General features: G+C 63.1%; 14 protein-coding genes. 10 read left to right on the top strand and 4 right to left on the bottom strand.

Annotation, left to right across the window (positions count from 1 at the left end):
- Positions 1-4 precede the first annotated feature (4 nt).
- From CO675_RS14460 to CO675_RS14450, 3 genes are read left to right on the top strand one after another with little or no spacing between them, the layout of a single operon-like run.
- Entirely contained in the window at positions 5-814 is an 810-nt protein-coding gene (locus tag CO675_RS14460; RefSeq protein ID WP_245452754.1) for an enoyl-CoA hydratase/isomerase family protein, read from the top strand.
- A gap of 14 nt (positions 815-828) precedes the next feature.
- Positions 829-3,057: an acyl-CoA dehydrogenase family protein gene (locus CO675_RS14455; protein ID WP_097672565.1), complete on the top strand. Its 2,229-nt coding sequence runs from the start codon at positions 829-831 to the stop codon at positions 3,055-3,057.
- A gap of 10 nt (positions 3,058-3,067) precedes the next feature.
- Positions 3,068-4,261, top strand: a complete 1,194-nt coding sequence (locus CO675_RS14450; RefSeq protein ID WP_097672564.1) for a CaiB/BaiF CoA transferase family protein — start codon at positions 3,068-3,070, stop codon at positions 4,259-4,261.
- Between the two features lie 9 nt (positions 4,262-4,270).
- Here the strand turns inward: CO675_RS14450 and CO675_RS14445 are convergent, their stop codons facing one another.
- The gene (locus CO675_RS14445) at positions 4,271-4,765 is read right to left on the bottom strand and encodes a MarR family winged helix-turn-helix transcriptional regulator (protein ID WP_097672563.1); all 495 of its coding nucleotides are present in this window, start codon (positions 4,763-4,765) and stop codon (positions 4,271-4,273) included.
- 195 nt (positions 4,766-4,960) lie between these two features.
- Between CO675_RS14445 and CO675_RS14440 the strand changes: the two genes are divergently transcribed.
- Genes CO675_RS14440 through CO675_RS14410 form a run of 7 tightly spaced genes read left to right on the top strand, consistent with a single transcriptional unit; the run spans position 4,961 to position 11,862 of the window.
- Entirely contained in the window at positions 4,961-5,287 is a 327-nt protein-coding gene (locus CO675_RS14440; RefSeq protein WP_097672562.1) for a hypothetical protein, read from the top strand.
- A 13-nt stretch (positions 5,288-5,300) separates the two neighbouring features.
- A complete protein-coding gene (locus CO675_RS14435; RefSeq protein WP_097672561.1) occupies positions 5,301-6,620 on the top strand; it encodes a Rieske 2Fe-2S domain-containing protein in 1,320 nt (439 codons plus the stop codon).
- A 12-nt stretch (positions 6,621-6,632) separates the two neighbouring features.
- Positions 6,633-7,595: a PDR/VanB family oxidoreductase gene (locus CO675_RS14430; protein WP_097672560.1), complete on the top strand. Its 963-nt coding sequence runs from the start codon at positions 6,633-6,635 to the stop codon at positions 7,593-7,595.
- Positions 7,596-7,623: 28 nt separating this feature from the next.
- Positions 7,624-8,847, top strand: a complete 1,224-nt coding sequence (locus CO675_RS14425; RefSeq protein WP_097672559.1) for an ABC transporter substrate-binding protein — start codon at positions 7,624-7,626, stop codon at positions 8,845-8,847.
- A gap of 53 nt (positions 8,848-8,900) precedes the next feature.
- Positions 8,901-10,184, top strand: a complete 1,284-nt coding sequence (locus CO675_RS14420; protein WP_097672558.1) for a CaiB/BaiF CoA transferase family protein — start codon at positions 8,901-8,903, stop codon at positions 10,182-10,184.
- Positions 10,181-11,377 carry a thiolase C-terminal domain-containing protein gene (locus tag CO675_RS14415; RefSeq protein WP_097672557.1) on the top strand — a complete coding sequence of 399 codons (1,197 nt, stop codon included), beginning with the start codon at positions 10,181-10,183 and terminating at the stop codon, positions 11,375-11,377. Before CO675_RS14420 ends, CO675_RS14415 begins: the two co-directional genes overlap by 4 nt.
- Entirely contained in the window at positions 11,374-11,862 is a 489-nt protein-coding gene (locus CO675_RS14410) for a Zn-ribbon domain-containing OB-fold protein (protein WP_097672556.1), read from the top strand. Before CO675_RS14415 ends, CO675_RS14410 begins: the two co-directional genes overlap by 4 nt.
- 200 nt (positions 11,863-12,062) lie before the next feature.
- Here CO675_RS14410 and CO675_RS14405 read toward each other — a convergent pair whose 3' ends face one another.
- From CO675_RS14405 to CO675_RS14395, 3 genes are all read right to left on the bottom strand, one after another.
- A complete protein-coding gene (locus tag CO675_RS14405; protein WP_097672555.1) occupies positions 12,063-12,941 on the bottom strand; it encodes an ABC transporter permease in 879 nt (292 codons plus the stop codon).
- Position 12,942: 1 nt separating this feature from the next.
- Complete coding sequence (locus CO675_RS14400; protein ID WP_097672677.1) at positions 12,943-13,824, bottom strand: ABC transporter permease; 882 nt, start codon at positions 13,822-13,824, stop codon at positions 12,943-12,945.
- Positions 13,825-13,896: 72 nt separating this feature from the next.
- Positions 13,897-15,189, bottom strand: coding sequence for an ABC transporter substrate-binding protein (locus CO675_RS14395; protein WP_097672554.1), 1,293 nt, complete (start codon positions 15,187-15,189; stop codon positions 13,897-13,899).
- Positions 15,190-15,200: the final 11 nt, after the last annotated feature.

Raw genomic sequence — 15,200 nt, 5'->3', positions numbered from 1 at the left:
AAACGTGTCCAACTACGCCAAGTATGAATGCCTGACGGTCGAGGTCGCGGATAAGGTCGCGACCGTGACCTTGAATCGCCCGCAGGCACGCAATGCCATCAACCAAAAGCTGATCCGCGAGCTGCGGACGATCTGGGACGACCTCGCCGACGACCACGCCGTCAATGCCGTGGTGCTGACCGGCGCCGGTGACTTCTTCAGCGTCGGCGGCGACGTGAAGGCGATGTCGGAGCGTCCGGGCGGCGACGTGCTCGAAGAGGGCGAGGTGCATGATCCCATGATCAGTCGGCGCGGCGTCACCCGCCAGCTCGAGCTCGACAAGCCGATCATCGCGGCAATCAATGGCGACGCCATCGGCTTGGCTGCGACCCATGCGTTGCTCTGCGATATCACCGTGATGGCCGAAGATGCGCGGATCGGCGACACCCATGTCTCGCGTGTCGGCCTGGTCGCGGGCGACGGCGGCACGGTGATCTGGCCCTTGCTGATCGGCATCAACAAGGCCAAGGAATTCCTGATCCGCGGCACGCTCCTGAAGGGCAAGGAGGCGGAGCGGATCGGGCTGGTCAACCATGTCGCGCCGCGCGCCGAAGTGTTGGCCAAGGCCCGCGAGATTGCGGTCGAGCTCGCCAACGGTCCGACCTGGGCCATTCGCTGGACCAAGCTGTCGATCAACCAGATCGTCAAGGAGCGCGTGAACATGCTGCTGGAGGCCTCGATGGCACTGGAGCAGGTGACGTTCGAGACCGCCGACCACAAGGAAGCGACGATGTCGTTCAAGGAGAAGCGCAAGCCGAGATTCGGTCAGGCGTAGCTCGGGGCTGAACAATGACGGCGCCTGACGCATCGAATGACGATGTCGCAGGGATGCTGCGCGATTCCTTGCGCGGCTTCCTCGATGAGCATTGGCGTCCGCGCGGTGCGACGGCGTCGTCCTCGCCGGACGAGGTATCGGCGATCTGGCGCAAGCTGGTCGGGCAGGGCGTCGCCGCGCTTGGCGCAGAGGGCGGTGAAGGCGGGCTCGCCGAGATCTTCGTCGTCATGGCGGAGCTCGGCCGAGCCGGGTGTCCGGCGCCGATGTGGTCAGCGGCGCTCGCCAATCTGGCGGTCGCCGGTTCGCGGGTCGACGTCGTGGCGGGTCTGCTGGAGCGGCTGCATTCCGGGACGGCGATCGTCGCCTTCTCATTCGGGGCGCTGGACCGCGATCCGGGCACGGGTTCGATCGCGGCCACGGAGCTCAAGGCAACGGGTGTGCTCCGCTTCGTCGAGGCAGCGGGTGGCGCCACGCATCTTCTGGTCGGGCTCGATCAGGCCCATCTTGCGCTGATCGATCTTGGCGGTCCCGGTGTCGAATGCGTCCCGACCCGCGCGATGGGGGCGTGGGGGTTCTACGAAGTCAGGCTGACCGCCGCGCCGCTCGCGCGCATTCCGGTCGGGACGGTCAATCTGGACGATCTCCGCATCAAGGGCAGAGCGGCGCTGACCGCGCGCGCTTACGGCGCGGCGCGGCGTGCGTTTGAGCTGGCCGTGGACTACGCCAAGGAACGGCGCCAGTTCGGCCAACCGATCGGCAAGTTCCAGGCGATCCAGCACAAGCTGGCGAACTGCCTGATCGCACTCGAAGGCGTCAGGCTGATCCTCGAGCATACCGCCAGACTGCATGATGACGGCTGCGACGACTGGCGCTACTTCGCCGATTGCGCTTCGGCATTTTCCGTAAATGCGCTGCGGCAGGTATCACTGGAGACCCAGCATACATTCGGTGCAATCGGCTATGCCGAAGAGCATGAGGCGCCGATCCATTTCAAGCGCGTGCACCTCGATACGATCGGGATCGGTGGCGCCTCGGATGCAAAGCACAGACTGGCCGCGCGACTGTTGGATGCGGGCGGCGCCGGGCTGCCGCAATACAACCTCGGGTCCGCCGGAAATGCATTTCGTGAGCAGGTCCGGCGCTGGCTCGCACAAAACTGGACCGGGGATGCGAAGGAGGCGTTCGATCAGAGGCCGTTCGCCAAGCGCGAGTTCGATGCGAGCTTTGCCCGATATATCGGCGAGACCGGATGGATTGGCCTCGGATGGCCGGAGCAGTTCGGCGGCCAGGCCCGCTCGCCGCTGGAGCAGATCGCCTTCATGGAGACGATGGAGCAGGGCGAGGCACCGCGGATCGGTGCGGCGATCCAGGCCAACGCGCTGATGATGTTCGGCACGGCAGAGCAGCAGCAAAAGTATCTTCCGGAAATCCTGCGCGGCGAAGCCATGCACGGCATGGGCTACAGCGAGCCCCAGGCGGGTTCAGACCTGGCGGCGTTGCGCACCAGCGCGACCAGGGACGGCGATCACTGGGTGATCAACGGCCAGAAGATCTGGACCACCACCTGGTGGGGAAAATACATGTTCCTCGCCGCGCGGACCGACAAGGACGCCAAGCCGCCGCATGCCGGCATCAGCATGTTCATCGTGCCGATGGATGCGCCGGGCATCACCATCCGTCCATCCGTCACCATGTATGACGGCACGTTTGCCAACATCTTCTACGACAATGTGCGGATTCCCGCCGAGAACCTGGTTGGTGAGGTCAATGGCGGCTGGAAGGTGCTGACCGGCGCGCTGGCTTTCGAGCGAGGGCTGGTCGGTGGCGGCATCGTCCTGAAGGTCGCGCACGCCTTCGAGCAGCTGCGCTTGCGTGTGATCGGTGATCGGTCCCTGGCCGATAACCCGATCGTCCGCGACAAGATGGCGACCTTGGCCTCAGAGATCGAGATCGGCCGCCAGTTGATGATGCATTGTGCCGAGCTTGCCGCCGATGGTGCGACGCCGCCGGAATATGGCGCGATCAGCAAGGTGTTCTCGGGAGAGCTGATGGAGCGCTTTGGCGAGGCTGCGCTCGACATTCTCGGCATGCGGGCCGCGCTGTCCGAACAGATGCCGGGCGCGATCGACAATGGCCGCTTCGAGCAAAACCTGCGGCACTCGCTGATGTGGGTGATCAGCATCGGGACCAACGAGATTCAGCGTAGCCTGATCGCGCAACGCGCGCTCGGGCTGCCGAGATAGGAGAGATCGGATGCAGAAGGATGGCGACAGGGCGCCGCTCGCCGGTGTGCGGGTGCTGGATTTTTCCATCATGGTGGCAGGCCCTTATTGCGCGCGGCTGCTCGCCGACGTCGGTGCCGAGGTCATCAAGATCGAGCCGCCGGAAGGCGACGACATGCGGCTGCGGACGCCGCTGCGCGAAGGCCACAGCACCTATTTCGGTCAGCTCAATGCCGGCAAGCGCAGCCTGGCGCTGGACCTGAAGAGCGCCGATGCCATCAAGCTCGTGCATCGCATGGTCGCGGAGGCGGATATCCTCGTCGAGAATTTCCGTCCGGGCGTGATGGACCGGCTCGGCCTCGGCTATGATGCGCTGCGCGAGATCAACCCGCGCCTGATCTATTGCTCGATCTCGGGCTATGGCCAGGCAGGCCCCGCCGCCGAGCGCGCGGCCTACGCCATGATCGTGCACGCCGAAAGCGGGTTCGACACCTCGCTGATGCGCTATGCCGGCGACCGGGAGCGTCCCGCGGCAGGTGCGATCTTTGTCGCGGACATCCTCGGCGGCATCTTCGGCTACTCGGCGATCCAGACTGCGATGGTCCAGCGCGAACGTACCGGGAAGGGGCAGCGCGTCGATGTGGCCTTGATGGACTGCATGCTCAACCTGCTGGTCTATGAACTCCAGGAAGCCCAATTCCCGATCCGCTCGCCGCGTCCGACCTATGGGCCGGTCCGCACGCGCGATGGCGATATCCTGATCGCCCCGGTCACGCCGCGCAATTTTGCTGCGCTATGTGAGGTGACGGGGCAGGACGAGCTGGCGAACGATCCGCGCTTCACCACTATTCCGGCGCGCGGCGCCAACTGGACCGCCATGATGCAGGTGATCGAGCAATGGACCGAGCGCCACACCGTCGCTGAATGCATCGCGGCGCTGGATCGTGCCGGAGTTCCCTGCGCCGAGTACCGGACGCCGGGTGCCGCGCTGACCGACGCCCATCTTCATCAACGTGGTGTGTTCGGGACGGTCTCGGATGGTGCCGGCGAATTCGTCGGCGTCAATGCGCCATGGCAGATGTCGGGGGCCGATACGTCGATCGGAAGTCAGGTTCCCGGGATCGGCGCGCAGCGGGACGATGTGCTGTCGCGAATTCTCGGATTATCGCCGGACGCAATTGCGGCGCTCGCGGCCGCGGGCACGTTTGGTAGGACGCCGGCCTAGGCTGCGATCTCAGCTGTCGGACGGAGCGTCCGGCGGCGGAGCCTTCGCGATCGCCAGCAGGCATTTCAGGAAATGCGCGCGGTCCTCCTTGGGCAGGGGCGCCAGCATGATGTTTTGCAGCTCGGCCGCGGCCGGGATGACGGCCAGAAGCGCTTCCTCGCCCTTGGCGGTGATCTGCACCTGGAGCGAGCGGCGGTCATCCGGATTGTTCTTCTTCGAAACCAGTCGGCGCGCCACCATCCGCTTCAACATCTCGCTGAGCGTGTTGCGATCGCAACTGATCCGGTCCGCCAAAATCGATGGAGTGAGAGGACCCAATTGGTACAGCGCCATCAGCACGCCGAACTGCCGCGGCGTGATGTCGCTCTGGCGCGTCATGCTCTGATAGAGCCCGTCATAGCGGGCCTCCAGCAGCCGCAGCAGAAATCCGACGCCGCCTTCAAGCTGCCAGTCGCGCGCAATGTCCGTGGCCGAACTCGGCTTCATACCCTTGTCGGCTGCCATGCCGTCGTTGGACTCCGATTTTTCGAATTCGCGTTAGCCGTTAGCAGCTTGGCCTGACGTCCTCAACCCTGCGGTGAACCGCCCCCGGTCTGTTCGCGGCACGACGCAACTGCTTTCGGCCTTGTCACGCATTTTGCAATGTAGTACGTATACGTATCAAATGCGATGCCAAGACATCGTTCAGGGAGGTTGAACTTGGACCTGCGTGAGCTGCTGTCGATTCCCTATTTGCTCGAGGCCGAGGCGGTCGAAACCGAGCCGGGGCACTGGCGGGTTCGGCTTGCCTATCCGGAACTGCCGGGATGCACGGCGGAAGCCGCCGTCGTCGAGGACGCCCTCCGGGAGCTGGAGCGGAGCCGCATTGAATTGATCGTCGGCCTGGTGGAGGAGGGCAAGCTGCCTCCGATTCCACGCAAGCCGCTCACCGGGTCCGACCCGCTTTGGACCGCTCAGGATCTCGGACTGTCTGACCGCGTCGCCGCGCTTCTCGGCGGCGCGGCGGGCCCGGCCACACGCAATTGAAGGAGGCAAATCCATGCTCTCGCGCGAAGACAATGAACGCCTGGTGAGGGTCGGCAAGGGAACACCGCTCGGCGATCTGTTTCGGCTTTACTGGATTCCCTTCTTGCCGTCGGCGGATCTCACCAAGGACGGACAGCCCAAGCGCATCCGGCTGCTCGGCGAGGATCTGGTCGCCTTCCGCGACACCGAGGGGCGGGTAGGGCTGGTCGATCAGGCCTGTCCGCATCGCGGCGCGCCGCTGATCTTCGCGCGAAACGAGGATTGCGGGCTGCGCTGCGTCTATCACGGCTGGAAATTCGACGTCACCGGCGCGGTGACGGACATGCCGGCCGAGCCGGTGCGCAGCCGCCTCAAGGAGCGGGTCCGGATCAAGGCCTATCCCTGCAAGGAGCGCAATGGAATGATCTGGACCTATATGGGTCCCGACCAGGCCGAGTTGCCGCCGCTGCCGAATCTCGAATGGAATCTGGTGCCGGCCGAGCAGGTGCACATCTCGGTCCGCGTCCAGGAGTGCAACTGGCTGCAAGCGGTCGAAGGCGAGATCGACTCGGCGCACGCGCCGCTCCTTCATGGCCGGCTCGACGCCCAGGGCACGACCAGCGCCTGGATCCAGAAGCGCGACCTGCGGCCGACCTTCGAATGCATCAAGCAGGATTTCGGCATGAGCATCGCTGCGCGGCGCAATTACGATGCCAACACCCTGTACTGGCGGGTCAACCAGTTCATGCTGCCGTTCTATACGCTGGTGCCGCCGCTGTCGCCGTTCCCGGATCTGAGCGGGCACGCCTGGGTGCCGATCGACGACGAGAACACGCTCTGCATCATGTTCTCCTATCATCCGTCGGAACCGCTGCTGGAGAAAACGCGGCAGGTCTTCGCCGAAGGCCACAAGGGCCGCGAGAGCGGTCATGCCAGCCGCCACGCGCTGGTTCAGCACCCGGTGACGGTTCCGTATGCAGGCTACTGGACCAAATACAATCCGCGAAACGGCTTTCAATTCGACTATGAGGCGCAGCGCACCACCTGGTTCTCGGGCCTGCCGGGGCTCTGGGTGCAGGACGGAGCCTGCCAGAGTGGCGTCTCGCCGATCTTCGATCGCACCAGGGAGACGCTCTGCTCGAGCGACACGGGAATTGCGATGACGCGGCGCTTCATTCTGGAGGCGCTCGGCGCCTATCGCGATCACGCCGTCAAGCCCAAGGGTGTCCTGGACCCCGACGTGTTCATGGTGCGGGCGGTGTCGCTGCGGCTGCCGCCGGAGGATTCCTGGGTCGACGTCGGTGCGCCGTTCATGCGAGCGAAGCTCGGTGCCGATTTCGGCTACGAGCTGTGAGCGCACCCCGCCATGGCTGAAATGACGCAGGACGTGCTGGTCAAACGCATCGGCTACGAGGCCGAGCGGATCAATTCCTATGAGTTGATCGAGCGCAGGGGCGGAGAGCTGACGCCGTTCACGGCCGGCAGCCATATCGACCTGCATCTGGCGAACGGCATGATCCGCAGCTATTCGCTCGTCAACGATCAGCGCGAGCGCCACCGCTATGTGATCGCCGTCAGCAAGGATGTCGAGAGCCGGGGCGGCTCCAGCTTCGTCCACGACTCCACGAAGGTCGGGGATATCATGACGATCTCCAGACCGCGCAACAATTTCGTGCTGCACGAAGAGGCAGAGCATTCGGTCCTGATCGCCGGCGGCATCGGCATCACGCCGCTATTGTCCATGATCCGGCGCCTGGAGACGATCGGACGGCACTGGGAGCTGTTCTACGCCGCGAGGACGCGCGCCGCCGCAGCATTCCTCGACGAGCTCGACATATTCCGATCCGACCTCCATTCCAGGATACATCTCGATCTCGACGATGAGCGATCGGGGCGTCTGTTCGACCTGCCGGCGATTGTCGGCAATGCGCCGGCCCACGCGCATCTTTATTGCTGCGGTCCGGTGCCCATGCTCTCGGCATTCGAGGCGGCGACGGCCGAACGGCCGGCCAATCGCGTCCATGTCGAATATTTCCAGGCCCGGGAAGCGCCCTCAACCGATGGGGGCTTCAACGTCAAGCTGGCGCGAAGCAATCGCACGATCGCGGTCGAGCCCGGCAAAACGATCCTCGATGCGTTGCTGGATGCCGGTGTCACCGCCAACTATGCCTGCGCCGAGGGAGTGTGCGGCACCTGCGAGACGCGCGTGCTCGAGGGCATACCCGATCATCGCGACCAGTTTCTGAGCAAGGAAGAGCAGGCGGCGAACACGAGCGTCATGATCTGCTGCTCGGGCGCCAGGTCCCGCACGCTCGTGCTCGATCTCTAGAACAACAACATATGGCGGGTGGAAACAAATGAAGTATCTTTCGCAAATTGCCGCAATCGCCTTTATGGCCGCTTGCACCAGTTCGCCCGCATCGGCGGACGCTGCGCGCTCCCTCAAGATCGGCGTGCTCAACGATGCGTCCGGCCCTTACTCGGACAATGCCGGCGAAGGTTCGGTGACCGCGGCCAAAATGGCGGCCGAGGATTTCATGCGGATTCATCCCGACTTCAAGGTCGACGTCGTTTCGGCCGATCACCAGAACAAGGCGGACGTCGGCGCCGCGATCGCGCGCCGCTGGATCGATCAGGAGAAGGTTGATGCGGTTGCCGACGTGCCGAACTCGGCCGTCGGGCTCGCCGTCAACGAAGTCGTGCGCGGCACCAGGGCGGCGCTGATTGCGTCGAGCGCGGCGTCCTCCGACCTGACCGGGAAATACTGCTCGCCGAACACGATCCAGTGGACGTTCGACACCTGGGCGGCCTCGCACACGATCGGTGCCTATCTCGTGCGTCACGGCGGCAAGAAATGGTACTTCATCGCGACCGACAATGCGCTCGGCAAGTCGATGGTGCGCGACGGCACGGCGGTGATCGGCACCGGCGGCGGCACCGTGCTCGGATCGGTCAATGTGCCGATCAACAATGCGGACTATGCCTCGTTCATCCTGCAAGCCGAGAGCTCCGGCGCCGACGTGATCGCATTCGCGACCGCGGGCGGCGACACGGTCAGCCTGATCAAGCAATCCGCCGAGTTCGGGCTGAAACAGAGCGGGCGCACCTTCGCGGCGCTGTTGACCACCACCAACGATGTCGAATCGAGCGGCCTTGCTGTCGGGGAGGGGCTGATCATCACCCAGCCGTTCTACTGGGACCTCAACGATGCCAGCCGTGCCTGGTCGGCAAAGTTCAGCGCGCGTCAGCACGGCCAATCGCCGACCGCGTTTCACGCCGGCGTCTATTCCTCGGTGCTGGCCTATCTCAACGCGGCGTTGGCGGCAGGAACCAATGATGCGCCTGCCGTGATCCGGAAGTTGAAGGAGAAGCCGATCGACGACGCCTTGTTCGGGCCGGTCGTGGTGCGCGCGGACGGCCGCGCCATTCACAACATGTACATCCTGAAAGTGAAGAGCCCGAATGCGTCGAAGAGCAAATGGGACCTGCTGGAGCAGGTCGGCATGCTGTCCGGGTCGGAGGCGTTTCGGCCGCTTGACCAGGGCGGATGCTCGCTCGTCGAGCCACCGAAGAGCAATTGACGCCGCCGCCCGCGACCTTCGGATCAACACTTCTCAAACTGACGGACCTCCCGATGCTGGATCAACTTGAAGCCGACTTCCCTGAGCACACGCCGCGCCCTGCCGACGCGCCACGGGCGCTACAAGGGGTCCGGGTGATCGATTTCTCGCATTTCATCGCGGGACCGTTTGCGACCATGATCCTCGCCGACATGGGCGCCGAAGTGATCAAGGTCGAAGTGCCGGGCCGTGGTGATGATTTGCGCCGCTATCCTCCGATGCATCCCGATCTCAGGCACGGTGCGCCGTTCCTCTGGACCAACCGCAACAAGCGCAGCGTCGCCGTCGATCTCAAGTCCCCTGAGGGCCTCAAGGTCGCGCGCGAGCTGATCGCGACGGCGGATGTCCTTGTCGAGAACTTTTCGGCTGATGTGATGGCGCGGCTGGGGCTCGACTATGAGAGCTGCCGCAGGATCAGACCGGAGATCGTCTATTGCTCGGTGTCGGCCTATGGCCGCGACGGGGCGTTTTCGGACCGCCTCGGGTTCGATCCGATCGCGCAGGTCGAGAGCGGCTTCGTGTCGATGAACGGCTACGCCGACCGCGAGGGCGTGCGCGCATTGTCGCCGGTCATGGATATCAGCACCGCGATGATGGCAAGCAATGCGATCCTTGGCGCGTTGTTCGCACGCGAGCGGAGCGGGCAGGGCCAGGCCATCGAGGTTTCGTTGTTCGAGAATGCCGTCCTGATGACCGGCTATGCGACCATGCAGTCGCTATTCAACAATGCCGATCCGAAGCGAAGCGGCAATACCAGCCCGGACACCTGTCCGTCGGGCGTGTTTCAGGCCAGCGATTGCGCCTTCTATATCAACTGCGGCAACGACAAGATCTTCCAGCGCCTGATGGCGCAGGTTCTCGAGCGCGAGGATCTCGCGGCCGCCGGGATCTATGCAACCGGCCCCGATCGAATCCGTCGGCGCGACGAGTTGTTCGCAATCCTCGGCGAGGCCTTTGCCCGGCAGCCCTGGCCGCACTGGCAGTCGCGGATGCGGGCGGCCGGAGTGCCCTGCGGCCAGGTGCGCACCGTCGGCGAGGCGATCCGCTCCCCGGAGGCAAGGGAACGCGGGATCGTTACCCGGATCCCGCACGAGACGCTGGGCTGGGTTCCGAACGTGAACCTGCCGATCCGCTATTCGCGGACGCCGATCGTCGATCCGATTGCGGCACCGGCTGTCGGGCAGCACACCGAAAATGTGCTGCGCGAGTTGCTCGGCTACGATGAGGCGGAGATCGCGCGGCTTGCCGCAGGTGGAGCCTTCGGCGGCCAGCCCTCACGACAGGACGCCAAGTCGTGACGGCGCGCGCGAGAGACGAGCGGACGCTGCGGGGCCGTGTGGCCGTGATCGGGATTGGCGAAACGGAGTATTATCGCCACGGCGCTTCGCCCGACCCGGAATTCAAGCTTGCGCTGAAAGCCATTCTGGCAGCCTGCGAAGATGCCGGGCTCGATCCCCGCGAGATCGACGGGTTCTCGTCCTACAGCGACGATCGCAGCGAAGCCTCACGGCTGGCCGCGGCGCTGGGGACGCATCGATTGCGCTCCGCCACCATGCAATGGGGCGGAGGCGGCGGCGGCTGCTGTGCCGCGGTTGCCAACGCGGCGGCCTCGATCGCCGCGGGTCTCGCCGATTGTGTCGTGGTGTTCCGCTCGCTGGCGCAGGGCCAATATGGCCGGTTTGGACAGGCGGGCGGGATCCACACCGTTTCGGGCGAACGGTCCTACCTGATGCCTTATGGCGTGCTGGCGCCGCCGCAGCGCTTTGCCATGCGGGTGCGGCGCTACATGCACGATCACGGCGTGCGGCAAGAGGCGTTGCGCGCGATTGCGCTCGCCGCCTATCACCATGCGCAGGCCAACCCCCGCGCCGTGATGCACGGCAAGCCGCTGGACGCCGAGAAATACGATGCGTCGCGCTGGATCGTGGAGCCGTTCCATCTCTACGACTGCTGCATGGAAAACGACGGCGCCGCAGCCTTGCTGCTGGTTCCGGCGGAGCGCGCCGGCGACTTCCGGCACAAGGGCGTCTATGTGCTCGGCGCGGCCTTCGGATCCGGACATCGCGCGGCCGCGACGGCGCACAACGCGCCGCTCTACGCCACGGCGAGTTTCGACACCGTCGCCCCCGATCTCTACCGCATGGCCGAAGTAGGGCCCTCCGATGTCGGCGTGGTCCAGGCGTACGAGAATTTCACTGGCGGCGTCGTGATGGCCTTGGCAGAGCACGGCTTCTTCAAACCGGAGGACGCCAACGAATTCCTGACCGTCGACAATTTGATCGCGCCGTCCGGGCGGCTGCCGCTCAACACCAGTGGTGGCAATCTTGCCGAATGCTACATGCACGGCCTCGAGCTCGTGCTGGAAGCCGTTCGGCAGGTACGCGGAACGTCGACGAACCAGGTTCCACGAAACGACGTCGCATTGGTCATCGGCGGCCCGATGGTGACGCCGGCCAGCAACCTTATCCTGGGCTCGGAGGCGACGTTATGAGTGGGGCCGCACGTGCGCACCATCTTCCTGCCGGGCTGCCCATCCCGGTCAGCGAGCCAGATGGGCTCTCGGCACCCTACTGGGCGGGCTTGCGCCTAAACCGGCTATTGGTGCAACGGTGTGACCGCTGCACTACCTGGCAGTTCGGACCGGAATGGATCTGCCATCATTGTCACGCCTTTGATCTCACGTGGACTGAGGTCGAACCGATCGGACGCATCTTCAGTTGGGAACGCGTGTGGCATCCCTCGCATGCGGCGTTGAAGCAGCACGGCCCGTATGTCGCGCTGCTCGTCGAGCTGCCGCACGCCGGCCGCGTACGGATGGTGGGCAACCTCCTGGGCGATCCCCGGCAAACCCTCGTCATCGGAACTGCGGTCGCAGGAGTCTTCGAACATCACCTGCAGTCCGATCCAGCCTATTCGCTGCTACAATGGCGCCTCCAACAAGGCCCCGCAGTGTCGGAGAGCCAATCGGCGGATTGACATGGTCTGTGGACTGAAGAGAAAGATTCACACTGCAGGGAGCGCTGTGTGATCAGTTTTGCTTGGGTCTCCCTGTCTTTCGTTGGCTTAAGTTGATCGATGATCTCCGGGGCCGCGACGGCGCGGCTGACCAGGCCAATCTTCGCCGTCATCTCAGGGGCAGTGTCGGGCTGACGATCGAGACGCGCAGGAGCCCCATTCTACACCATTCCCTTGCCTGCATCCGATCCGTGACGCCTTTGTCGGGCCTGAAGCACAAGTATGACAAGCAGCGCCAGGAAAATGACGAGAAACGAAACGGCACTCGTCAGTGTTCCAAGCGCATAGATATCTGGCTTTGTAACGGTGGTCGTCAAGCCCTGCAAATCAAGCGGTAACGTATTGACGGAACCGATGGTCTGGCTTGAGCGTGCAAGTTCATCCCAGGACAAGGTAAATCCAAACAGGCCGATACCGACGACAGACGGCAATATGATCGGCAGCACAACGTGCCGAAATGTCTGCCACGGCGTTGCGCCAAGGTCGCGTGCCGCCTCTTCGAGACGGCTGTCGAACCGGTTGAAGATCGCAAACATGATCAGAAGGCCAAATGGCAAGGTCCAGGTCAAATGCGCGCCAAGGCCGGACGTAAACAGGCCCATGGCCGTTGTCCAATCTCCGACCCCGCTCTTGATGATGAAATCGTCAAGCAGGCGGAATTCCAGGGCGATGCCAAGCGATGTGATGATCGACGGCATGATCAGGCTTGCGATGGCAACATAAAACAGGAAGGTCGCGCCGCGGAACGATCTCCGGAAGGCCATGCCCGCTGACACGGAGAGAACGACCGTGAGCGCCATGACGACGAGGCCGAGCTGAAGCGATCGCTTGAAGGATGCTCCGATGTCGACGATGCCCGAACCGGAGAAGACCTTGCCGAACCACACGAGGGACACGCCATTCATGGGAAAGGTCAGGCCACCATCGGGTCCCTGAAACGACAGGATGTAGATCGCAAACATCGGTCCATAGAGAAACAGGACGTAGGCGGTGAAAAATGCGGCGAGGAGATAGAAGGATCGCGGTCGCTTCTCGCCCATCTCATAATTCCTTACGAACATCGACGATTCGGGTCAGCGCCGAAATGATCAGGATTGTGATGCCGAGCAGGATGACCGCATTGGCTGCGGCCGCCGGGAATTGCAGCGCGTTCAGGCGGGCCTCGATGATCTTGCCTGCAGATGCAATCTGTTGGCCGCCCATCACCCCTATCGTGACAAAATCACCCATCACGATCGTGATCACGAAGATCGAGCCAATCACGATTCCGGGTTTTGCCAGAGGAATAACGATGTTCACGAGGGTCTGCCATCCGGTGGCGCCGGCATCATAGGCGGCTTCGATCAACCGCTTGTCGATGCGGATCATCGAGTTGAAGATCGGCACCACCATGAAGAATGTGAAGAGGTGCACGAGGGCAAGTACGACGGAAAACTCCGAGAACAGCAGCCACTCCACCGGTTGGTGGATCAACCCGGCACCCTCGAGGCCTCTGTTGACCAATCCATTCCGGCCGAGAAGCGGAATCCACGCGATCATGCGGATGACGTTCGACGTCCAGAACGGGATGGTGCAGAGCAGGGTGAGGACGATCTGCCAAGTCTTCGACCGGACGTGGAACGCAAGAAAATAGGCGACCGTAAACCCGATCAGAAGGGTGAGGACCCAGGTCAGCAAACATAACTTCAGGGTCTTGAGATAGGTCTTCAGGATGGTGCAGAGATTTGGCAGATCGGCAATGCATCCCTCGAACGTATCGCTGTAACCACGCAGGCTGAACGCCGGAATCATCTCATACTCATTGTAGTCCCACGCGCTGACAATCGTCACAAACAGCAACGGCAGCAGAAAGAACAGCGCGAAAACGAGCATCATCGGTGTGGCCTGAAGCCACGCAACGAAGGTCTTGCGGTCTTGCATCATTGAACGGCCGATCGCAGTAATGGCGAAGGAGGACCTGCCGAGCGCGTCGCCCGGCAAGTCCTCTGGATTGTATCAAGCGGCGATAAATTCATTCCACTTGCGCACCATGTAGTCGTTCTCGTCCATCACCGCATTCCAGCAGGCGACGGCGCCCATGCGGTCATCGTAGGATCCGCCGTCGCGCGTGGCGCCGGCCTTCTCGAGGATGGTGCCGTCGGGCGCCTTGATGTCGCCGACAGCGGCTTTGCCCTCCATCCAGTAACCCCATTCGTCCGCCGTCATGTTGGCCTTCGCAGTCGACAGTACAGCCGAATAGTAACCCTGGCGGTTGAGATAGGCGCCGGCCCAACCCGATAAGTACCAGTTCACGAATTCATAGGCCCAGTCGAGCTTTGGCCCCGTAACCGCCTTCGATACGCAGAACCCCGACGCCCATGAGCGATAGCCTTCCTTGAGCGGCTGGAATGTGCAGGCGATTCCCATCGAGCGCACCTTGGTGACCGCGGGCGACCACATCGACTGGATGACGGTTTCACCCGAGGCCATCAGGTTGACGGACTCGTTGAAATCCTTCCAGAATGCGCGGAACTGGCCAGCTTTCTTGGCCTCCGTCATGATCTTCATGGTGAGATCAATCTCGGCCTTCGTCATGTTGCCCTTGTCGGCATAGGTGTGCTGACCGCCGGCTTCGACGACCATCGCGGCATCCATGATTCCGATCGACGGAATGTTGAGGATCGAGGCCTTGCCCTTGAATTCGGGATTGAGCAATTCGGTCCACGATGAAATTGGCCGCTTGATCAGATCGGGCCGGATGCCAAGCGTGTCGGCGTTATAGACAGTGGGGATCAGCGTCACGAACTCGGTCGGCGTCTTGGAGAACGTCTTGGAGTTCGCGCCCTCGAGATAGAGCACCTTCCACGGTGCGGTGCCCTGGTCGCCGATCTTCTTGCCGTTCGGCAATTGACCCTTGGTGAACACCGGCGTGATATTGTCGAACTCCTTGATCTTCTTGGCGTCGAGGGCGAAAATATTGCCCGACGGCACAAGCTTCTTCAGCGAGAAGTACTCCGTATCCAGCACATCGAACGAGTTGGGCTGGGTGATCACACGTTTGGTCACGTCGTCGGTGGTTGCCGTGATGTATTCGATCTTGATCCCGGTATCTGCCAAACACTTCTTCGAGATCTCGTCACCTTCGTTCACTGCTGTTCCGAGATAACGCAGCACTTTCGGATCGGCTGCATGGACATAGGGAAATCCGGTAAGTGCGCCTGAGCCTGCCGCGATGCCGGCGACGCCGGCCGCGCCCTTCAGCACGGCCCGGCGGCTGACGCGACTGTTCAATTTCGAAGATTTGCTCATGTTGATCTCCC

It is taken from the genome of Bradyrhizobium sp. C9, assembly GCF_002532045.1.
Taxonomy (GTDB): Bacteria; Pseudomonadota; Alphaproteobacteria; order Rhizobiales; family Xanthobacteraceae; genus Bradyrhizobium.
The sequence above is the reverse complement of the archived record's forward strand: the minus strand, read 5'-3'. Positions and strand labels throughout refer to the sequence as shown.

What these genes read in the sequence shown, in the direction of transcription:
- CO675_RS14400 (WP_097672677.1), bottom strand. Translation starts at nt 13,824, where the DNA reads ATGATGCAAGACCGCAAGACCTTCGTTGCGTGGCTTCAGGCCACACCG.
- CO675_RS14395 (WP_097672554.1), bottom strand. Translation starts at nt 15,189, where the DNA reads ATGAGCAAATCTTCGAAATTGAACAGTCGCGTCAGCCGCCGGGCCGTG.
- CO675_RS14450 (WP_097672564.1), top strand. Translation starts at nt 3,068, where the DNA reads ATGCAGAAGGATGGCGACAGGGCGCCGCTCGCCGGTGTGCGGGTGCTG.
- CO675_RS14405 (WP_097672555.1), bottom strand. Translation starts at nt 12,941, where the DNA reads ATGGGCGAGAAGCGACCGCGATCCTTCTATCTCCTCGCCGCATTTTTC.
- CO675_RS14445 (WP_097672563.1), bottom strand. Translation starts at nt 4,765, where the DNA reads ATGGCAGCCGACAAGGGTATGAAGCCGAGTTCGGCCACGGACATTGCG.
- CO675_RS14425 (WP_097672559.1), top strand. Translation starts at nt 7,624, where the DNA reads ATGAAGTATCTTTCGCAAATTGCCGCAATCGCCTTTATGGCCGCTTGC.
- CO675_RS14430 (WP_097672560.1), top strand. Translation starts at nt 6,633, where the DNA reads ATGGCTGAAATGACGCAGGACGTGCTGGTCAAACGCATCGGCTACGAG.
- CO675_RS14455 (WP_097672565.1), top strand. Translation starts at nt 829, where the DNA reads ATGACGGCGCCTGACGCATCGAATGACGATGTCGCAGGGATGCTGCGC.
- CO675_RS14435 (WP_097672561.1), top strand. Translation starts at nt 5,301, where the DNA reads ATGCTCTCGCGCGAAGACAATGAACGCCTGGTGAGGGTCGGCAAGGGA.
- CO675_RS14420 (WP_097672558.1), top strand. Translation starts at nt 8,901, where the DNA reads ATGCTGGATCAACTTGAAGCCGACTTCCCTGAGCACACGCCGCGCCCT.
- CO675_RS14410 (WP_097672556.1), top strand. Translation starts at nt 11,374, where the DNA reads ATGAGTGGGGCCGCACGTGCGCACCATCTTCCTGCCGGGCTGCCCATC.